This is a genomic window from Enterobacter sp. E12 (assembly GCF_014596715.2).
GTDB lineage: Bacteria > Pseudomonadota > Gammaproteobacteria > Enterobacterales > Enterobacteriaceae > Enterobacter > Enterobacter bugandensis.
Genome location: NZ_CP115601.1, coordinates 2273327 through 2292762, shown reverse-complemented (window position 1 = coordinate 2292762; position 19436 = coordinate 2273327). Strand labels below are relative to the sequence as shown.

The following is a 19436-nucleotide window of genomic DNA, read 5'->3' as shown; positions in this document are numbered from 1 at the left end:
GAACCTCCGCGTGAATTTAGCCGTTATTGCCGTCCGATAATGTTGTCACCAGTTCAGCGAGCGAAAATTGCACCGCTTTTTCCACCACATCCTGGCAGTCGCCGGAGAAAAGGACGGTGCGGGTTTTCGTCTCACCGCAGATATTCCAGGCAAAGCAGACCGTTCCCGCCGCCGTGCCGTCATCGCCCCCTTCCGGACCCGCGTAGCCGCTGATGGCGATGCTGATATCCGCCTGGGCAATGTCGCGGATGCTGGCGGCCATCTCGGTCACCGTCTGTTCACTGACGGCGGTATAGCGCGCCAGCGTCTCCCGACGCACGCCGAGGATCCGCGATTTGGCCTCATCGCTGAACACAACCAGCCCGACGTCATAAAAATCGGCCGTGTTTTCCTCTGCACACAGCGCCACCGAGAGCTTTCCTCCCGTGCAGGATTCCGCGGTGGTTAAGCGCAGCCCGGCATCGGTTAATTTACTCGCCAGCTTTTTGGTGAGTTCACTCACGGTATAATGACTGTCGTGTAAAAGATTGCTCATCTTGCCGCCTCTTATTTTTCAACAGGAATGATTGAAATATGTCCATTGCGCTCAAGTATGGCATATTTAATTTCGCTAAGTTCTGTAATGCCATTATTTTGACGCGCTGACACCAGAATATCATCACAAGATACGTCGACTTTTTTTAGCTTATCCGCTAATGGAACGCCATTCTCAACCAGAATCACAGGGGTCCCATCAAGAATATTCTCCACCGGGGAAAAATATTTCTTCATCAGGCCAAATATAATGTCAACGACCACCAGCGTGGTAATGGTAATCATTGCGCCGGTAACGGAGAAATCCTGCCCCAAAAGCGCCTGTTGCGTCGCCTCACTAATAATTAAGAGGAGGATGAGATCAAAGCTGGTCATCTGCAGCAGCGCCCGTCGCCCTGCCACTTTAAATACCACCACGAGAAACAGATAAATCGCCAGCGCGCGAAAGACCATATCCATATCAGCCTCCTAGGGGTAAATAAATTGCCAGAGGTTAATCTCCGGCTCGTTGTTGACGCGGATGACGGTGTTCCATTTACCGGCTCTGGAAGGTGTCGTGAAGTATAAAACAGAGAAGTTGTCTGATTTTTGCAGGTCATCGTAGACCAAATAGAGGGTTTTGCCGTGGCTATACATTTTGTCTGGCTGCGGCCAGACGCTGCCGGGCTCGTATACGTCGCTGCTGTCGGTGGTCAGGCTGAGGGTATAGCTGCCCTCCGTCTTCACCGGGAAGGTGACCTGCATTCTTGACTCCGTCTCCCGCCGGCCGAAGCGTTCATAGTTTATGCTCAATGAGTTAGCGGAATTGGTTTTGGCCGTATCGCTCACCATCCCGCTGGAAAACAGACCAGCAACCGCTGCGATGATAATAGCCAGAAGGACCACAAAACCCACCTGGCGAAATGAATATTCAAACCTCAACAAGCGATAACTCTCATCTATCCCGGGTAACTTTTCATTTTCATGCTTCATGGTCGTTGTCACCGTTTCGCTTATTTCATGATAGGTTTGATTTCCAAGGAGAATGTTTTTAAGACTTATCACATTTGCCACATAAAGGAATAGCAACAATACTTAATAAGTCAAGACACTCAAAAATGAAGGATATCAGATGAAATTATCACTTATTTCCGCTTTTTTGATATTTCTGGTTCCAGTTGCATGGGCAGATAATAACGGCGGGTTACAAAAAGGTGAAGCACCGCCACCGCCCCACGCGCTGGACAGCGGATATCGTGGAACCGACGACGCGCGTATTATGACCATCGATCAGGCAAAACAATTGCACGATGGCGCGACAATTTCATTGCGCGGTAATCTTATTGACGGTAGCGGCGATAAGTTTGTATTCCAGGATAAAACCGGAAAAATCGACGTTATTATTCCCCAGGCAGTCTTCGACGGCAGAACGGTAAAACCCGATCAGATGATCAGTATCAACGGTTCGCTTGATAAAAAATCATCGCCTGCCGTCGTTCGTGTTGATCGTTTGCAGAAATAATTCAGCGAAGCGTTAACGCTGCAACTATCCATCAAATCTCACCCCTTGGCTTAAGGAGTCAGCTATGAGTGATACTACACAACGTACGAACGCTTACCCGAAACCTCCGTTCCCGGAACAGCCGCAAACGCCGCCGGGACTGGCGTCTGAAATGCAGCCTGTACCCGACCACGGTGAAACAAGCTATAAAGGGCATGGCCGCCTTGCCGGCAAAAAAGCGCTGATCACCGGTGGTGACTCCGGGATTGGACGCGCAGTGGCTATCGCCTACGCCCGCGAAGGGGCAGACGTCGCCATCAACTATCTGCCTGAAGAAGAGAAAGATGCCGCCGAGGTCATCGACCTGATCAAAGCGGAAGGCCGCAAGGCCATCGCGCTGCCAGGAGACGTCCGGGACGAAACCTTTTGCCAGAATCTGGTCGAAGAAGCCGTTTCGAAGCTGGGCGGGCTGGATATTCTGGTCAACAACGCAGGCCGTCAGCAATTCCGGGAATCCCTTGAAGAGCTTACCACCGAAGATTTTGACGCGACGTTTAAAACCAACGTTTACGCCCCCTTCTGGATCACCAAGGCCGCCCTGCGCCACCTGAAAGCGTCGTCCGTGATCATTAACACTTCCTCCGTTCAGGCGGTGAAGCCCAGCCCCGTACTGCTGGACTACGCCCAGACGAAGGCCTGTCTGGCGGTGTTTACTAAATCCTTAGCCAAACAGCTGGGTCCGAAAGGCATTCGCGTCAACGCGGTCGCCCCCGGCCCGTACTGGACGGTACTCCAGTCCAGCGGCGGCCAGCCGATGGAGAAAGTGAAGGAGTTCGGGGGTGATACCCCGCTGGGTCGTCCGGGACAGCCCGTCGAGATTGCCCCGCTGTACGTCACGCTGGCCTCGGATGAGTGTTCCTTTACCTCCGGTCAGGTATGGTGCTCTGACGGCGGCGACGGCGTGATCTAAACCGCTTTGCAGCATATCCCTCCGCAGTGAGCAATAAATGAACAAGGACGTTCATCACCAACCTCGCCTGAAAAACATGTTGTAACTCAAACAGATCAAATGTTAAAAATATTTTGCTATCAAGTTATCAAAATTAAACAACTTAACTTGTCACCCGCATCGCTCTGTTTTTAACATCGCCTATGGAAAAAAATGGTCTGTTCAGTCAGCGCATACGCTTGCGCCATTTGCATACATTTGTGGCCGTCGCTCAACAGGGAACGCTGGGGCGCGCGGCTGAAACTCTTAACCTGAGCCAGCCCGCGCTCTCAAAAACCCTTAACGAGCTGGAACAGCTGACCGGCGCCCGTCTATTTGACCGCGGTCGGCTGGGGGCACAGCTGACTCTGGTGGGCGAACAGTTCCTGACGCACGCCGTGAAAGTTCTTGATGCGCTCAACACCGCAGGCCAGTCCCTGCACCGAAAAGAAGAGCACACCAGCGAGGTGGTGCGCGTCGGCGCCCTGCCAACCGCGGCGCTGGGGATCCTGCCGCCCGTTATTGGTCAGTTCCACAAGCAGCAGCGCAATACCACTATTCAGGTTGCCACCATGAATAACACCATGCTGCTCGCGGGGCTGAAATCGGGTGAGCTTGATCTCGGTATTGGTCGAATGTCCGATCCCGAGTTGATGGGCGGTCTCAATTATGAACTGCTGTTCCTGGAATCTCTGAAGCTGGTGGTTCGACCCGATCATCCCCTGCTGCAGGACACGGTGACGTTAAGCCGGGTGATGGAGTGGCCAGTGGTGGTTTGCCCGAAAGGGACCGTCCCGCGCCAGGCCGCCGAAACCTTGCTGCAGATGCAGGGGTGTACGCTCCCCTCAGGGTGCATCGAAACGCTTTCGGCTTCTCTTTCGCGCCAGCTTACCCTGGATTATGACTACGTCTGGTTCGTCCCCTCCGGTGCGGTAAAAGATGATTTGCGTCAGGGCACGCTGACCGCCCTGCCGATCGCCTCCCCGGGTGCGGGTGAACCCATCGGTATTTTGACCCGGGTGGATACTCCCCTTTCCACGGGCGCACAAACGCTGCTGAGCGCTATCCGTAAATCAATGCCTGTCTGATTCCCTTCACCCCTCACCCAGTTCCCTCTCCCACAGGGAGAGGGAACTGGGCTGTGCGTTAATCAAATAATGCGGAATGATTCATTAACAATTGCGTAAAACAAATTAACAGTTTTATCATAACGGCGGATTCACCATTTGGTTCGCGAATCGTTATATAAACAAGAATTCACTCGTTTTAATCACTACTCTCCCCGCATTTATTATCCAGATGGTACACACCCAGCAATGCGGAGAGATTCAAAGGAGACAGAAATGGCATTTGGCAGCGCGCCGCGCGGGATACCTCGTATTTTGCAGTGGCTCCTTGCCGGACTGATGTTGCTCATCGGTCTGGCGGTCGGCGGGTTGGGCTTCAAGCTCGCCGCCGTAGGCGGAAGTTTTTACTTCGTGATAATGGGCGTGGTGATGGTCATTGCCGCGCTCCTGATTTTCCTCAATCGCAGCAGCGGGATCGTGCTTTACGGCATCGCGTTTATTGCCTCGCTGTTCTGGGCGGTAAGCGATGCGGGCTGGGATTTCTGGCCGCTCTTCTCGCGCCTGTTCACCTTTGCCGTACTGGCCTTCCTCTGCGCCATCGTCTGGCCTTTCCTGCGCGCGGCCAACCGCGACGCAGCGAATAAAGCCCCGGCTTATGGCGTTGCGGCGGTTCTCGCACTGGCGATGCTGGTCAGCCTCGGCTGGATGTTTAAGCCGCAAACCCTCGTGGCGGCGAACGAGCCCGTTCCGGTGAAACCCGTTGCTCCCGGCGAACAGCAGAAAAACTGGGAACACTGGGGCAACACCACCCACGGCGACCGCTTCGCCGCGCTGGACCAGATTAACAAGCAAAACATCAGCGATCTGAAAGTCGCCTGGGTGGCGCACACCGGGGATATTCCGCAGAGCAACGGCTCCGGTGCGGAAGATCAGAACACGCCATTGCAGATTGGCGACACGCTCTATGTCTGTACCCCGTACAGTAAAGTGCTGGCGCTGGACGTGGATTCAGGTAAAGAAAAATGGCGTTATGATTCGAAAGCCACCGCCCCGAACTGGCAGCGTTGTCGTGGCCTGGGCTACTTTGAAGATCATGCAAACGTGACAGCGTCACAGACCGGGACATCGCCAGCGGCATGCCCTCGCCGCCTGTTCCTGCCTACCACCGACGCCCGTCTGATTGCCATCAACGCGGATACCGGCAAGGTTTGCGATGACTTTGGTGACCATGGCACCGTTGACCTGAGCGTTGGCATGGGTGAGATCAAGCCGGGCTATTATCAGCAGACCTCCACGCCGCTGGTTGCCGGAAACGTTGTCGTCGTCGGCGGTCGCGTCGCGGATAACTACTCTACCGGCGAGCCGCCGGGCGTGGTGCGCGCCTACGACGTTCACACCGGTAAACTGGCCTGGGCGTGGGATCCGGGTAACCCGAACCTGACCGGCCTGCCGCCGGAAGGCCAGACTTATACTCGCGGTACGCCGAACGTCTGGTCTGCGATGTCTTACGACGCTAAGCTGAACCTGATCTACCTGCCAACCGGCAACGCCACCCCCGACTTCTGGGCGGGCGAGCGCACCCCGCTGGACGATAAATACAGCTCCTCCATCGTCGCCGTTGACGCTGCCACCGGACAGGTGCGCTGGCATTTCCAGACCACCCACCACGACCTGTGGGACTTCGACCTGCCTTCCCAGCCGCTGCTGTACGACCTGCCGGACGGCAAAGGCGGCACCACGCCTGTACTGGTGCAGACCAGCAAGCAGGGCATGATCTTTATGCTCAACCGTGAAACCGGCAAGCCGGTGGCGAAGGTGGAGGAACGTCCAGTTCCGGCGGGTAACGTTGAAGGTGAACGCTACTCCCCGACCCAGCCGTACTCCGTGGGCATGCCGATGATTGGCAACCAGACGTTAACCGAGTCCGACATGTGGGGGGCGACGCCTGTCGACCTGCTTCTGTGCCGCATTCAGTTTAAAGAGATGCGTCATCAGGGCGTCTTCACCCCGCCGGGTCTCGACCGTTCCCTGCAGTTCCCCGGCTCGCTCGGCGGGATGAACTGGGGCAGCGTCTCCGTTGACCCGAACAACAGCCTGATGTTCGTCAACGATATGCGTCTGGGGCTGGCAAACTACATGGTGCCGCGCGCGAACGTGGCGAAAAACGCCAGCGGCATTGAGATGGGGATTGTCCCGATGGACGGCACGCCGTTCGGCGCAATGCGCGAACGCTTCCTGTCGCCGCTGGGCATTCCGTGCCAGAAGCCGCCGTTCGGAACCATGTCGGCTGTTGACCTGAAAACCGGCAAGCTGGTGTGGCAGGTACCGGTTGGTACCGTGGAAGATACCGGCCCGCTGGGCATTCGCATGCACATGCCAATCCCAATCGGGATGCCAACGCTGGGCGCGTCGCTGTCAACCCAGTCCGGCCTGCTGTTCTTCGCCGGCACCCAGGATTTCTACCTGCGCGCATTTGATACCGCCACCGGGAAAGAGATCTGGAAGGACCGCCTGCCGGTCGGCAGCCAGTCCGGCCCGATGACCTACGTCTCGCCGAAAACCGGTAAGCAGTACATCGTCATTAACGCCGGTGGCGCTCGCCAGTCGCCGGATCGCGGTGATTACGTTATCGCGTACGCGTTACCCGATAAGCAGTAACGGATGAAAAAAGGGACCGAAAGGTCCCTTTTTTGTCGGCCGGGTAAGCGAAGCGCCACCCGACACGGCCGGCGACTCAGAACGTTTCCCAGTTATCACCGTTATGCGCGACCGCCGGACGTAATGCAGCAGGTTTTACTGCCGCAGAGTTCTGCTGTTGAGTACGCCCCTGAACCTTGCCGCTCAGACGAAACGCCCCGACCGCCTCGGTCAGACGCGCGCCCTGTTCTTCCAGCGACGCCGCCGCCGCGGAGGCCTCTTCCACCAGCGAGGCGTTCTGCTGGGTCACTTTATCCATCTCCGAAATAGCCTGACTGACCTGCACGATACCGCGGCTCTGCTCGTCAGACGCGGCGGCAATCTCCAGCATGATGTCGGTGACGCGCTTCACCGCCTCGACGATCTCATTCATGGTATTGCCTGCGGCAACGACCTCACCGGAACCCTGATCTATCAGCGAGACCGATTCGTTGATCAGGCTTTCGATCTCTTTTGCGGCGTTGGCGCTGCGGCTTGCCAGGGTACGGACTTCGCTGGCCACCACGGCGAACCCGCGTCCCTGCTCGCCCGCCCGCGCCGCTTCTACCGCCGCGTTAAGCGCCAGGATGTTGGTCTGGAAGGCGATGCTGTTGATCACCGCGGTAATCTCAGAGATTTTCTTCGAACTGCTTGAGATATTGCCCATAGTTTTGACCACACCGGAGACCATCTGGCCGCCGCGGCTGGCTTTCCCGGAGGCATCTTCCGCCAGCTTGCTGGCATGATGGGCGTTATCGGCGTTCTGCTTCACCGTCGCGGTCAGCTGCTCCATGCTGGCGGCAGTCTGCTCAATCGCCGCGGCCTGCTGCTCGGTGCGTGATGAGAGATCGGTGTTACCGGCAGAGATCTCGCTGGTACCCCGGTAGATCTCCTCCGCTCCCTGACGGACGGTGCCGACCGTTGTTTCAAGGGAGTGCTGCATGGTTTGCAGATCGCGCGTCAGGCGGCCAATTTCACTGCGTCCGGCCACGTCGTCCGGCATCGTCAGGTCGCCTTTGGCGATATTCTCGATGCGGGTGGCGGCACGCTGGAGCGGATTAATGACCGTGCGGCGCAGCACGACGAAGGTCATCGCTGTCAGCACCAGCGCCAGCGCAAACGCGCCCACCATAAACATCAGGCCCAGCTGCGTGCGGCTGTGCGCCTGCGCCGTCAGCGCATTGGCGCGGTCGGTGCGGATCTTAATCGCCTTCAGCAGAACGGCGTTGTAAGCATCGTCCAGCGGGCGCGCGGTCTCATTTTCGTGGTTGATGATCGCCTCGAACATGCCGTTTTTGGCAAATTTGACCATCGGCTGGAGGCCCGCAATATAGGCGTCGTAGCGTGCCTTCAGGTCTGCATCCAGCGCTTCGTCCGCAGCGCTACGGACGGAACGATGCATATAGGCGGTAAAGCTATCCTGGGATTGCTTAATGCGCGTTTCCGCCTCGCGGATGTTCTGCTTCATGGCCTCCATCTCCGCGATACGGCTTGCCGCGCCGGCGTGGATCATATTGATACGCGCGGTGCGCAGATGGTTTGAGCTGTTCGACAGCCCCATACGCACCTGAATTTCGGACGTAACGTCCTGCTGATCGTTGTCGGCCTGTAGCAGGAAATACCCCGCCAGACCCGAACTCAAGGCAAACAGCAGAATAATGCCACCGAGAATGGAGGAAAACAGCGGAACCAGCCTGATGTGATGCAGGAAGCTCAGCTTGCGCTGCGCCTGCATCGAAGAAGTGTTGTCCATGACCGTCGACTCTCTTATAGGTAAGATGCGCAAAAACACGCCTGTTAGATAGTCATCGGCACGGCAGAGATTTAGATTACGGCTAAAAACGCCGCACTGGTCACACTTTAGAGAAGATTATTAAAGAACTGCCAGCGGCTAAAAACCGCTGGCAGAAGAGTTACTTGTCGCCGAAATGAATGACGGTGCGGATGGATTTTCCTTCGTGCATCAGATCGAACGCCTCGTTGATCTGCTCCAGCGGCAAACGGTGGGTGATGAACGGGTCGAGCTGTATTTTACCGACCATCGCGTCTTCCACCATGCCGGGAAGCTGGGTACGCCCCTTCACGCCGCCAAACGCGGAGCCGCGCCAGACGCGTCCGGTCACCAGCTGGAATGGACGGGTTTTGATCTCCTGGCCTGCCCCGGCCACGCCGATGATGATGCTCTCACCCCAGCCCTTGTGGCAGCATTCCAGCGCAGAACGCATTACGTTGACGTTGCCGATACACTCGAAGCTGAAGTCCACGCCGCCGTCGGTCATCTCAACGATGACGTCCTGAATCGGTTTCTCGTGATCTTTCGGGTTCACGAAATCGGTCGCGCCCATTTCACCCGCCAGCTTGAATTTTTCCGGGTTGGTATCGACCGCGATGATACGCCCGGCCTTCGCCTGCACCGCACCCTGAATCACTGCCAGACCAATGCCGCCGAGACCGAACACCGCCACGGTGTCGCCCTCTTTGACTTTTGCCGTGTTATGCACCGCGCCAATGCCGGTGGTTACGCCGCAGCCCAGCAGGCAGACTTTATCCAGCGGCGCCTGCGGATTGACCTTCGCCAGCGAGATCTCCGCGCAAACGGTGTATTCGCTGAAGGTGCTGGTGCCCATGTAGTGATAAATTGGCTCACCGTTGTAGGAGAAACGGGTGGTGCCGTCCGGCATCAGCCCTTTCCCCTGAGTGGCGCGCACGGCCTGGCAGAGGTTAGTTTTACCGGATTTACAGAACTTACACTCGCCGCATTCCGCCGTGTACAGCGGGATAACGTGATCGCCTGGCTTCAGGCTGGTCACGCCCTCGCCCACTTCCACCACAATCCCGCCGCCTTCATGACCCAGCACAGCCGGGAAGACGCCTTCCGGATCGTCACCGGAGAGGGTAAACGCATCGGTATGGCACACGCCGGTATGGGTGATTTTGATCAGCACTTCGCCTTTTTTCGGCGGTGCGACGTCGATGTCGACGATTTTCAGCGGCTGGCCGGGGCCAAATGCAACAGCTGCGCGAGATTTCATCATGTCTTCCCTTTTTGTCAGGTGTGTGGATTTATTTTAGATAAGAGCGCAGCAAATGGCCGACTTCCGCCATGCGTACGGCTCGCTGATCCGGCGTTGTGTCTCCCGTCACCAGCTCGTCTTTGAGATGTATTTCAACCATTTCGCCCATCAGGCCATTGGCAGCGCCGCGCACGGCGGCAATTTGCTGCAGGATGGCCAGACAGGGGTCGCCCGACTCCAGCGCGCGTTCAAGGGCATCAACCTGGCCCCGAATGCGGCGGACGCGGGTAAGAATACGTTTTTTATCTTCGGGTGAATGCGGCATACGCCCTCCTGATACTGTAGGGGGGTATAGTAACTTTTTTATTCTTAATCTGTAAACATTATGTTTACAAGGGTGATAAACATGTTCAACAGGCTGTGTTGGACATAAAGCGACGTTAACTCCCCATACGGTCCCCCCGCCAGGTAATGACACATCCAAGAATTGCATGATATAATCAGAATTATTCATTTTAAGGCCCCAGCATGAACGTGCTCTTTAAAACTACGTCTCTCATCTCAAATAACTATCGCAAAAAATTCACGTCATCATTACTCGATTTCTTTTTCATTATTGTTTTTTTCACATTAGCTATCGCTGAAATTAAAAACCCCGCACCATTACCAAATTATTTATATTCTTTATTACATTATCTATGGCTTGCCAGTCCACTGCCTTTAGCCTATATCTTTCTCCGATTGGTAAAACTTCCATCATTCGTTTCAGCCTATGTTGTTTTTTTACTCTTAAAACTGCTTGAATACATCAGTGGCATCAAGCTATCACTCACGGGTGAAGTGTTGTCCTGGAATGATTTGTTTTCTCAATCCAACATAACCATTGCAAAACATTACCTGACAGCCTGGCCAGTACTCTTGCTTTTCCTCGCAATTTCATTGTGTGTTATTTTATGTTTTATCAGTAGGACATTTTACACAACAAAGAAAAACACCATTGTACTTGCCATCAGTTTTATCACCATATTACCATTTTCCTTTTATACTCACTTCAGCTCTCTCTTTGGCGAAGACAGCATTTTCTCCCGTAAAATGATATTATTAGCTAAGGAAATGAATGTCACTTATAAATCCTGGAATTGGCCTGAAAACCTGCAGGATAATGGAATGGCAATGCATGTCGTGATGACCAGTTCTCGAAAATCTGCACCTTTAGCCAGTAAAAACAATAAAGATACGTACAATCTTGAAAAGCGCGCAGGGAGTAAGGAATTACCAAAACATAAAACAGTTATTTACGTCCTGTGCGAATCATGCTGGTATGACAATGCCAACTTCAAAGAAATTATCACCCCAATATTAAATGAAGGTTTTGTTACGTTTCGAGCAACTTCACCCGTTTATGGCGGAGGTACTGCGAATGTTGAATTTGAAATGCTCACCGGCTTCGCCAGTAATTCAAGGGTATTATCTGGCATAATTTATCAAGAATATGCGACACAGTTCAAATCGCATACCGATTCCATTGCCAGCGCTCTGGGCGATAAAGGCTTTATCACCTATGCCGCACACAATTATTTGAAAGAGTTTTGGCACAGGGATACTGTTTATAAAAAATTTGGCTTTGAACGCTTCGATGGCCTTTATGAAATGTCGACTATAAGCCTGCCTGACCAAATTGTGGCAGGTAGAAAAAAATGGCAATGGCAACCCGATGATTACCTGCTTTACAAGTCAGCCATTGAACATTTAAAAAAAGCTGACGGAAAGAACATTTTCATGAATTTAATTACCATGTCAACACATGGCCCGTACCCTCATGAGAACGACTCAGGCGAGTACATCTATACCTTCGAATTGAAACAAGCAGTTGACCGCTTTGTTGACTTCTACAAGGAAGTAAAAGAAATAGATCCGAATGCCATTGTTGTTGTTTATGGCGATCATAAGCCTGCACTGAATAAATTTTTCATGAACAAGAATGTTCTGCCATCCAATCTTTTCAGCAAAACAGGTGAAAATGACAATGATTTTGTATTTAAATGGGATATCAAACCAACAGATTACGGCGATGTCCCGGTGTTTGTCGCTGCGGGCAATGATAAAAACTTAGAAAAACTTGCTCAGGAAGCGAATAATCAACCCTATTTTTGCGTTTCATCTCTTATTGATAAATATTTAATTAATTCCGGACTAACAAGCTTCAGATATAACGTTAAAAATCGATGTTTTGACACAAGTCATTCGTATGAAGAAAAAATCAATGCGATGCCATCATGGGTATATTCGATGGCACTATTCGAAGGCGATGAAAAATGATGTTTAAAGTGGCAATGAATATACCGGCATACTGATATTAAACAGGTTTTACAGTCTTAGCTTCTCAGCAACGTCCCGGTGGAATTCACTCAGTTCCATCGGGCTATTACTGCACAGCAACTTACTGATTAACGGCGCCACTCAGTACGAAGTCAAGCCCGCGCGCTAACCCCCGTTCCCGCCAGTACCGTCTGAAGACATTAATAACTTGTGCTACAATTCCATAAATTTCATTAACATATTGTAGAACAACATGAGTACAACCCCCTTCATCCGCCCGCAGCTCACCCTGCCAAACGGCGCCGATAAACTTCTGCTGCACTCCTGCTGCGCCCCCTGCTCCGGTGAAGTCATGGAAGCTATTCAGGCCTCGGGCATTGACTACACCATTTTCTTCTATAACCCCAACATCCATCCGCAAAAGGAATACCTCATCCGTAAGGAAGAAAACATTCGTTTTGCAGAAAAACACGGCGTGCCGTTTGTTGATGCCGATTACGATACCGATAACTGGTTCGAGCGTGCCAAAGGCATGGAGTGGGAGCCCGAGCGCGGCGTCCGCTGCACCATGTGCTTCGATATGCGCTTCGAGCGTACGGCGCTCTACGCGGCGGAAAATGGTTTCAGCGTTATCAGCAGCTCGCTGGGGATCTCTCGCTGGAAGAATATGCAGCAGATCAATGACTGCGGCCAGCGTGCGGCAGCGCGCTATCCGGGGATGGTCTACTGGGACTACAACTGGCGCAAACAGGGCGGCTCATCACGCATGATTGAGATCAGCAAGCGGGAACAGTTTTACCAGCAGGAATATTGCGGCTGCGTGTATTCCCTTCGGGACAGCAACCTGCACCGCAAGTCTCAGGGCCGCCCGCTTATCCGCATTGGCAAACTGTATTACGGCCAGGATGAGAACGAAAAATAACGCCCTCTTCTGGTGTAGATATATCTGAAAACCGGCCAATTCCCTCCGAAATTTAGCGTTCCGCCTCTCATCTTTTCAAAGAGAGGCTATCCTTTAACTATCAACAAAAGGAGGCAAAAATGTCTGATTTCGGTACTGATAAAAACACCCAGTTTGCTGAAGACAAAGCAAAAAATAAATTTGATGAACTTTCAGGTTCAGCCCAGCAGCAGTTCGGTGAATTCGTTGATTCACCGAAGCATCAGGTAAAAGGCGCTGCGAAAAAATATGCCGCACAGGCCAGCGATGCTGTCTCTGACGTGACTGAAGCGGTCAGAAATAACCCGCTCACCGGTCTTATCGCCGCAGGTGCGGTTGGTATTGTGCTTGGCCTGTTGCTGGGACGCAAATAAACAAGGCCCTTCGGGGCTTTATTTTTTAGCTGAACAATCTCACCATGCGGTCTAATTCCTCCTCTTTCACGGCGCGCGAGAGATAATATCCCTGAAAGTTTTTCACACCCAGCTCGACTAATTTTTCAAACTTCTCCTCACTGTCTACGCCCTCTGCAATGCAAGCTGTTCCGGTCATGTCGCTGTAAATCTGTATCGCTTTAATCAGATTATAATCGTTGTCGTTCGCCACAAAATGATCGACGATGTCCCGATCCAGTTTCAGCCCATCAAAATGTACCTGCCTCACGGGGAAAATGGCATGATGGCTTGAGAAGCAGTCGTCAAGAAACAGTCTGCACCCCGTATTACGCAGGTGCCGCATGGTTTCTGGGATGCTTTTATCTTTCGTTACATCAATATCTTCCGCGAATTCAAAGACCAGCTTTTCTGCCCACTGGGGGTTAAGCAGCATGCCGATGGCTTTCCTGGCCATCTCTGGCAGCGCGTTCCCGGACGCCAGGCGAGGCGGAATATTAACGGAAAAATAGAATTTACCGTTATATTTATTAATCCCGGACACGGCGGCGTGGATCACCATAGCCGTAATCTTGAGCCATACTTCATAATTAGCGATATCATTCAGAAAACGGGCTGGCTTGACTATTTTTCCGTTCTTATTCCAGCGAATGAGTATCTCAAACCCCACCCCTTTCTTGTCACGATCGGTAATGATCTGGTAGGCGGGAAATATCTCCCTTTTCACCAGCGCATTAAAAACTTCCGCTTCTTTATCCGTGAAGTCCACTCTTTGATTTTGGCTTTTAATCCGCCTTTCCACTTTTACATTGCGCGGTTCATTCAACCATCGCTTGATACAATGTAATTTCTGCAGACCTTCTTTACGATGGGTGTAAACCGTTTTATTAGAAAGCCTCAGTTTGTCGCACAGGTCTTTTATAGACATGCCGCGATAGAAGTTCAATAAAACATCAACCTCTCTTCTTGTCAGCCATTTGAGCTTTTCTGACGAAGAACAGTCCAGATAGTAATCACGTAATAAGCGCGAGCGGTCTTTAAAGCCATTATTGTGGGTGTGGAAACAGGTTATTACATCAGATACGCTGGCTATACGAATCAATGATAATTGATGACTGTTATTTAGAAGACTACCCAGGGTTCGATACAGCCAGCTGTCCGGTATATTACCATACAGGGTAACACGACGAATAACAGGAAGTGCATTGAGTACGGATGCCAGTCGCGTCAGGCTCTCCAGGAGAGCTACCGTACCTTTTCCCAGGAACACTACGATGTGAGCGTTTTGATGAATAAGGATATTTTCCTTGTCAGGATCAGATAACTCATCTCCATCAAAGTGAATATGCGCAGTCTCTATGCCGTACTTTTTGAGCAGCAGGTGATATCCCTGAAACGTAAAGCCGCAGGTTGAAATGACAAATCTTTGCTCGTTGCACGCAACATTCCTGAGAGAAATTTGGTGGGTCATAACCTGCTCCTGGGCACGAAAGCGCCATTATTATTATGAGTATGTAAACCAACAGCGGTGTGTATAATAATTTTACAATACACCATCAGGTTAAGATACTGTTATCAACGCCATGCACTGTAACATCTTTGCGTTAATCACCCTTTTCCACGCATAAATATAACTCTATATTTCTTTTAAAATACCGACCGCAAGCCACTTTTTCTCAGGTATAATGAAAATTCCGAAAAAGAAGGCTGGATACTTCATCTATCGGCTCATCAAATACGAGAAAAATGCTATGGATAATCACATCTCATCCAGGGCCTTGCTACATCGAAGGGATGTTATAAAAAGCAACCCGCGGTTTAGTGAGGCAATATTAGAGCACTACACAATCAATGACGCCATCTACAAAAAACAACCCTTGTTCTACAAGACAATGCTTCAGGAATCACGGTTTAACATTATTCTTTCCATGTGTTGTTTTATATTTGGCAATCAGGCCGAATCCGTCTCAGAGATAAAAGAGTTATGTTCTCGCTATAAAATAGCCAGCCCCAACAGCGTTATTGCGATCATTACGTTACTCAGAACCACGGGACGCATCAGGACCTGGCGCTGTACGGAAGACCGGCGAAAAACGAGAATTGCCCCAACCGAAAAAGGATTGAATGAACTCAAACGCTATATGTCCGGTGCATTTTTACCCGTTAGCATTCTTTACCCGACGTTTAATATTGATGTAAATCTGCTGGATAATGACACATTGAGAAATAATTTCTTCCGCCGCGCGGCAGAATATCTTTTCCGGGGATTAACGTTCAGGAAAGTTTTACCGGAAGTGGGATTATTTATTGATAAGGATGGAGGCCGCATGATTATGCTGTATCTTTACCTGCAGGCCATAAAAAACAAATCCGCCCACGGCGCGGTTATTCAATATTCCGCCAGCACGCTCGCTAAAGAATTCTTTGTCTCCCGGATCCACGTCAACCGGATTATCAAATCAGCGCATGAGGCAGGTTATCTTAAAGATCGTGGTGACGGTCGCCTGTCGGTGTATCCGGCGTTTTTCGAACTGGTCGAAAACTATGCCGGATTATATTTCGCCTATGTTACTCATTACATTAACGTGGTGCCGAAGGAGCGACGCCACCCAAACAACGTAACGTCAACGGTATAATACAAATGGCGTTCGGTATCCCGAACGCCAATCTTTATCTTTCGCGCAGCGCCTCTTTTGCCTTGTTCAGCGGTTTCAACAGATAATCCAGGATGGTTTTGCTGCCGGTTTTAATATCTACCGTTGCAATCATCCCTGGAAAGACCGGAAAGTCTTTGCCCTGCTTATTGGTCAGATGGTTACTGTCGGTGCGGATATAGACGCGGTAGTAGTAGACATCTCTTTTCACCTCGTCCTGCAGGGTGTCCGGCGAAATCATGGTCACCTCGCCCTCCAGCCCGCCATAGATGGAGTAGTCATAGGCCGTAATTTTCACCAGCGCTTTCTGGCCGGGGTGGATAAACGCGACATCGCGCGGCGAGATTTTCGCCTCAACCACCATCTGGTCGTCCAGCGGGACCAGGCTCATCAGCTTGCCGTTCGGGGGAATAACGCCGCCCACGGTCGTCACGTCAATATCCTTCACAATCCCACGCACCGGCGCGTTGAAGGTCAGCCGGGTCAGGGAGTCCTCACGCCCTTTCATCACCGAACGCTGGGCTTCAATCTCCGCGTTGGCTTTCGCCAGCTCTTCGCGAGCGCGGACGTAATACTGATTTTTCATCTCGGTGATTTTATTCTCAAGCTCATTTTTTTGACGCTCAAGACGTAACACCTCAACCTTGCTGGCCGCCCCCTGGGTCACCAGCGGACGGGTCAACGACAGCTCGCGCTGCACCAGCTCGGCGCCCTGACGTAAGCCGGCCAGCCCTTTTTCAAGGCTCTCGCGACGGGACTGATAGAGCGCCGTTTCCTGTTTGACCAGCTCAACGTCATCGTCCAGTTCCTCGGGAAACGCGAGTTCCGTGTCGTTAACTTCGGCCTTCAGTCGCGCAGCCGTTGCCAGCGCCGCGTTCAGACGAGACTCGCTCTCCAGCACGCTGGACTCGGTTTTAGTCCGGTCAAGCTGTGCCAGCTGCTGACCGCGCTCAACGATATCGCCTTCGCGAACCAGCAGGCTGTGGATAATCCCCCCTTCCAGGGACTGAATCACCTGCTCATGGGAAGACGGGATCACCTTGCCGCTGCCGGTCGTGACTTCGTCCAGCTGGAACAGGCTCGCCCAGGCGATAAACACCGCCAGCAGGGCGAACAGCGACCATGCCACCAGCGAGGATCGCGGCAGGCGCGGCTCTTTCAGACGGCTGTTATAACGGGAGAAATCGTTCATGCCGCACCCTCCTCTGCAACAGCCGCCGGCTTCATGGTCACGGTGCGCTGTGCCGCCTTTTGCGGCGCCAGCCCGTGCTGATGCAGGATCGCGTCGCGCGGGCCGTCCATCACCACCTTGCCGTTTTCCAGCACAATAATGCGGTCGACCAAATCCAGAATCGGCAGGCGATGGGTTGCCACCACCAGCGTCCGGCGCTTGCCCAGCCATTTGTGAAGATGCTGAATAAACTGCTTCTCGCTCATCTCGTCCAGCCAGGCGGTAGGTTCATCCAGCAGCAGAATGTTCGGCGAGGTGATCAGCGCGCGGGCCAGCAGCAGCGCCTGACGCTGTCCGCCTGAAAGCCCAGCTCCCCCTTCGTTGATGATATAGTTCAGCCCCATTTTCTGTTTGCGCACAAACTCCAGCGCGCCGCTGTTGACCAGCGCCTGATGGATTTCCTCGTCTGTCGCCAGCGGATTGCCCATCAGGATATTGTCACGCAAGGAGCCGAAGAACAGCCGCGCCTGCTGGCTGAGCAGTTGCATGTCGCGGCGCACGTCAGCCGGGTCAAGGTGATTGAGAGCAATATCGTCCAGCAGAATGCTCCCCTGCTGCGGCTCCTGCATGCCCGCCAGAAGCTGCAGCAGCGTGCTTTTACCGGAGCCGTTACGCCCGAGCACCGCCACGCGCTCACCGGCGCGAATGTGCAGTTTGCCGATGTTCAGCACGGTGAATTTCTCTTCTTCGTCATAGTAGAAGCCGACGTCTTCCAGCCGGTAATCCCCGCGCAGGTGGGCTTTATGCACCTTCTTCCCGTGCTGCGGATCGTCAATCGGGCGCTGCATCAGGTCGTCCAGCCCCTTGCGGGCCACTTTTGCCGACTGCCAGCGCGAGAGCACGCCAGAGATCTGCGACAGCGGCGCTATGGTCCGCGACGCCAGAATCGAGGTTCCCACCAGCGCACCGGTGGTCATGTCGCCGCTGATGACCAGGTAACAGCCCACCAGCAGGACTACCGCATAGACGATGGACTGCACCTCCTGGGTCCAGGTCAACAGCAGCCCCGTCAGCCAGCGCTGCTTCATGCCGACGCTGGCGGCCACGTCGTTGGTGTTGTTCCACTGGTTCTGGAAACGCTGCTCGGCGCGCATCAGCTTGATGTCTTCAATACCCTGCACCGCCTCCACCAGCGTCGCGTTACGAATGGCGGATTCGCGCATCCCTTCGCTGGAGAGTTTCCCCAGCGGGCGCTGCACCAGCAGGCCCGGAATGAGCAGCAGCGGCACGGCGAGCAGGACCACCAGCACCAGTGGACCGCCAATCATCCACAGAATAAAGACGAACAGCAGGAAGAACGGCAGATCGGAGATCGCCGCAATGGTGGTCGAGGTGATGAGCTCGCGCACCGACTCCAGCTCGCGGATCTGGGCGATAAACGATCCGGTTGATTTGGAGCGCGCCCCGTTTTTAATCCGGAGCGCGTGGGCAAAGACGCGTTCTGAAATGCGCAGGTCGGCGCGTTTCCCCACCACGTCCGAAATATGCACGCGCAGCATGCGCATGATGAATTCAAACACGATGGCGAGCATGACGCCGCCAAACAGCACCCACAGCGTGGCCTCCGACTGCGACGGCACCACCCTGTCATACACCTGCATGGAAAAGACCATGCCGGAGAGTGCCAGCACGTTAGCGACCAGCGCCACCAGCATGATGTCGCTGTAGCGGCGCCAGTCCTTCAGCGCCAGCTGCCAGAACCAGTTTTTCTCATACGGTTTGATGTAGTCGTCCACGCGGGCATCAGGCGTAGACTCTAGCGGGCGCAGCACCAGCAGCGTTTTCAACCGTGAGCCGAGCGCGTCCCGCGTTAGCGTCGTCTCCAGCCCGCCGTCGCCGCTGAACTGCAGGCTGACGTTGCCTTCGTTGTCCATGCGGTTAATGACCGCGATTTGACCGCCAGTGAATTCCGCCAGCAGCGGCAGGCGCCACGGATCGAGAGATGTTGCATCCGTCGCCACGCGCATTCCCAGCCCTAGCTGGCGCGCCATCTCCTCCAGCACCAGCTGGCGCGGAGACTGACTTTCATGGTTAATCGTGACCCGAACGTGCTCCACCGAAAAGTCCAGCCGGTAGTGCTTCGCGATGATGAGCATGCCCTGCAGCCAGGGTTCGTACTGTGGATGTGTCTTCATAATCTC

17 protein-coding genes are annotated in these 19436 nt (G+C 53.3%); 8 read left to right on the top strand and 9 right to left on the bottom strand.

Annotated elements, in window-relative coordinates; all coding sequences use genetic code 11:
• Nucleotides 1–16 precede the first annotated feature (16 nt).
• The 3 genes from IB212_RS10905 to IB212_RS10895 are packed head-to-tail and all read right to left on the bottom strand — an operon-like array spanning nucleotide 17 to nucleotide 1506.
• The gene (locus tag IB212_RS10905; RefSeq protein ID WP_041910062.1) at nucleotides 17–535 is read right to left on the bottom strand and encodes a 2-oxo-tetronate isomerase; all 519 of its coding nucleotides are present in this window, start codon (nucleotides 533–535) and stop codon (nucleotides 17–19) included.
• An 11-nt stretch (nucleotides 536–546) separates the two neighbouring features.
• On the bottom strand, nucleotides 547–993 hold the full coding sequence (locus tag IB212_RS10900) for a DUF421 domain-containing protein (RefSeq protein WP_028013100.1): 447 nt from the start codon (nucleotides 991–993) through the stop codon (nucleotides 547–549).
• A gap of 9 nt (nucleotides 994–1002) precedes the next feature.
• Complete coding sequence (locus tag IB212_RS10895; protein WP_041912012.1) at nucleotides 1003–1506, bottom strand: hypothetical protein; 504 nt, start codon at nucleotides 1504–1506, stop codon at nucleotides 1003–1005.
• Between the two features lie 139 nt (nucleotides 1507–1645).
• Between IB212_RS10895 and IB212_RS10890 the strand changes: the two genes are divergently transcribed.
• The 4 genes from IB212_RS10890 (at nucleotide 1646) to IB212_RS10875 (ending at nucleotide 6727) form a co-directional block, all read left to right on the top strand.
• On the top strand, nucleotides 1646–2035 hold the full coding sequence (locus IB212_RS10890; protein WP_045630393.1) for a YdeI family stress tolerance OB fold protein: 390 nt from the start codon (nucleotides 1646–1648) through the stop codon (nucleotides 2033–2035).
• 64 nt (nucleotides 2036–2099) lie between these two features.
• The gene (locus IB212_RS10885) at nucleotides 2100–2984 is read left to right on the top strand and encodes an SDR family oxidoreductase (protein ID WP_028013098.1); all 885 of its coding nucleotides are present in this window, start codon (nucleotides 2100–2102) and stop codon (nucleotides 2982–2984) included.
• Nucleotides 2985–3166: 182 nt separating this feature from the next.
• The gene (locus IB212_RS10880; protein ID WP_041910066.1) at nucleotides 3167–4090 is read left to right on the top strand and encodes a LysR substrate-binding domain-containing protein; all 924 of its coding nucleotides are present in this window, start codon (nucleotides 3167–3169) and stop codon (nucleotides 4088–4090) included.
• Nucleotides 4091–4345: 255 nt separating this feature from the next.
• Nucleotides 4346–6727 carry a glucose/quinate/shikimate family membrane-bound PQQ-dependent dehydrogenase gene (locus tag IB212_RS10875; RefSeq protein ID WP_188245637.1) on the top strand — a complete coding sequence of 794 codons (2382 nt, stop codon included), beginning with the start codon at nucleotides 4346–4348 and terminating at the stop codon, nucleotides 6725–6727.
• 76 nt (nucleotides 6728–6803) lie between these two features.
• On the opposite strand, the gene IB212_RS10870 is transcribed toward IB212_RS10875, so the two are convergent.
• From IB212_RS10870 to IB212_RS10860, 3 genes are all read right to left on the bottom strand, one after another.
• The gene (locus tag IB212_RS10870; protein ID WP_188245638.1) at nucleotides 6804–8498 is read right to left on the bottom strand and encodes a methyl-accepting chemotaxis protein; all 1695 of its coding nucleotides are present in this window, start codon (nucleotides 8496–8498) and stop codon (nucleotides 6804–6806) included.
• Between the two features lie 160 nt (nucleotides 8499–8658).
• Nucleotides 8659–9777, bottom strand: coding sequence for an S-(hydroxymethyl)glutathione dehydrogenase/class III alcohol dehydrogenase (locus tag IB212_RS10865; protein ID WP_041910069.1), 1119 nt, complete (start codon nucleotides 9775–9777; stop codon nucleotides 8659–8661).
• A gap of 31 nt (nucleotides 9778–9808) precedes the next feature.
• Entirely contained in the window at nucleotides 9809–10084 is a 276-nt protein-coding gene (locus IB212_RS10860) for a metal/formaldehyde-sensitive transcriptional repressor (protein ID WP_028013093.1), read from the bottom strand.
• Between the two features lie 203 nt (nucleotides 10085–10287).
• Between IB212_RS10860 and IB212_RS10855 the strand changes: the two genes are divergently transcribed.
• The 3 genes from IB212_RS10855 (at nucleotide 10288) to IB212_RS10845 (ending at nucleotide 13392) form a co-directional block, all read left to right on the top strand.
• The gene (locus IB212_RS10855; RefSeq protein WP_041910070.1) at nucleotides 10288–12078 is read left to right on the top strand and encodes an alkaline phosphatase family protein; all 1791 of its coding nucleotides are present in this window, start codon (nucleotides 10288–10290) and stop codon (nucleotides 12076–12078) included.
• A 253-nt stretch (nucleotides 12079–12331) separates the two neighbouring features.
• Nucleotides 12332–13000: an epoxyqueuosine reductase QueH gene (locus tag IB212_RS10850; RefSeq protein WP_028013090.1), complete on the top strand. Its 669-nt coding sequence runs from the start codon at nucleotides 12332–12334 to the stop codon at nucleotides 12998–13000.
• A 119-nt stretch (nucleotides 13001–13119) separates the two neighbouring features.
• On the top strand, nucleotides 13120–13392 hold the full coding sequence (locus IB212_RS10845) for a YqjD family protein (RefSeq protein ID WP_028013089.1): 273 nt from the start codon (nucleotides 13120–13122) through the stop codon (nucleotides 13390–13392).
• A gap of 25 nt (nucleotides 13393–13417) precedes the next feature.
• Here IB212_RS10845 and IB212_RS10840 read toward each other — a convergent pair whose 3' ends face one another.
• Nucleotides 13418–14881, bottom strand: coding sequence for an EAL domain-containing protein (locus tag IB212_RS10840; protein ID WP_041910071.1), 1464 nt, complete (start codon nucleotides 14879–14881; stop codon nucleotides 13418–13420).
• 280 nt (nucleotides 14882–15161) lie between these two features.
• Here IB212_RS10840 and IB212_RS10835 point away from each other — a divergent pair, with 280 nt between their 5' ends.
• Nucleotides 15162–16046 (top strand): hypothetical protein, encoded by an 885-nt coding sequence (locus IB212_RS10835; protein WP_028013087.1) that lies wholly within the window; start codon nucleotides 15162–15164, stop codon nucleotides 16044–16046.
• A 34-nt stretch (nucleotides 16047–16080) separates the two neighbouring features.
• On the opposite strand, the gene IB212_RS10830 is transcribed toward IB212_RS10835, so the two are convergent.
• Nucleotides 16081–17256 carry an HlyD family type I secretion periplasmic adaptor subunit gene (locus tag IB212_RS10830; RefSeq protein WP_028013086.1) on the bottom strand — a complete coding sequence of 392 codons (1176 nt, stop codon included), beginning with the start codon at nucleotides 17254–17256 and terminating at the stop codon, nucleotides 16081–16083.
• Complete coding sequence (locus IB212_RS10825; RefSeq protein WP_188245639.1) at nucleotides 17253–19430, bottom strand: type I secretion system permease/ATPase; 2178 nt, start codon at nucleotides 19428–19430, stop codon at nucleotides 17253–17255. The genes IB212_RS10830 and IB212_RS10825 overlap by 4 nt, the downstream gene beginning before the upstream one ends.
• Between the last annotated feature and the right edge of the window lie 6 nt (nucleotides 19431–19436).

Excerpts from the sequence above, each read along its gene's own strand:
- IB212_RS10905 (WP_041910062.1), bottom strand. The coding sequence starts at position 535 with ATGAGCAATCTTTTACACGACAGTCATTATACCGTGAGTGAACTCACC.
- IB212_RS10900 (WP_028013100.1), bottom strand. The coding sequence starts at position 993 with ATGGATATGGTCTTTCGCGCGCTGGCGATTTATCTGTTTCTCGTGGTG.
- IB212_RS10895 (WP_041912012.1), bottom strand. The coding sequence starts at position 1,506 with ATGAAGCATGAAAATGAAAAGTTACCCGGGATAGATGAGAGTTATCGC.
- IB212_RS10890 (WP_045630393.1), top strand. The coding sequence starts at position 1,646 with ATGAAATTATCACTTATTTCCGCTTTTTTGATATTTCTGGTTCCAGTT.
- IB212_RS10885 (WP_028013098.1), top strand. The coding sequence starts at position 2,100 with ATGAGTGATACTACACAACGTACGAACGCTTACCCGAAACCTCCGTTC.
- IB212_RS10880 (WP_041910066.1), top strand. The coding sequence starts at position 3,167 with ATGGAAAAAAATGGTCTGTTCAGTCAGCGCATACGCTTGCGCCATTTG.
- IB212_RS10875 (WP_188245637.1), top strand. The coding sequence starts at position 4,346 with ATGGCATTTGGCAGCGCGCCGCGCGGGATACCTCGTATTTTGCAGTGG.
- IB212_RS10870 (WP_188245638.1), bottom strand. The coding sequence starts at position 8,498 with ATGGACAACACTTCTTCGATGCAGGCGCAGCGCAAGCTGAGCTTCCTG.
- IB212_RS10865 (WP_041910069.1), bottom strand. The coding sequence starts at position 9,777 with ATGAAATCTCGCGCAGCTGTTGCATTTGGCCCCGGCCAGCCGCTGAAA.
- IB212_RS10860 (WP_028013093.1), bottom strand. The coding sequence starts at position 10,084 with ATGCCGCATTCACCCGAAGATAAAAAACGTATTCTTACCCGCGTCCGC.
- IB212_RS10855 (WP_041910070.1), top strand. The coding sequence starts at position 10,288 with ATGAACGTGCTCTTTAAAACTACGTCTCTCATCTCAAATAACTATCGC.
- IB212_RS10850 (WP_028013090.1), top strand. The coding sequence starts at position 12,332 with ATGAGTACAACCCCCTTCATCCGCCCGCAGCTCACCCTGCCAAACGGC.
- IB212_RS10845 (WP_028013089.1), top strand. The coding sequence starts at position 13,120 with ATGTCTGATTTCGGTACTGATAAAAACACCCAGTTTGCTGAAGACAAA.
- IB212_RS10840 (WP_041910071.1), bottom strand. The coding sequence starts at position 14,881 with ATGACCCACCAAATTTCTCTCAGGAATGTTGCGTGCAACGAGCAAAGA.
- IB212_RS10835 (WP_028013087.1), top strand. The coding sequence starts at position 15,162 with ATGGATAATCACATCTCATCCAGGGCCTTGCTACATCGAAGGGATGTT.
- IB212_RS10830 (WP_028013086.1), bottom strand. The coding sequence starts at position 17,256 with ATGAACGATTTCTCCCGTTATAACAGCCGTCTGAAAGAGCCGCGCCTG.
- IB212_RS10825 (WP_188245639.1), bottom strand. The coding sequence starts at position 19,430 with ATGAAGACACATCCACAGTACGAACCCTGGCTGCAGGGCATGCTCATC.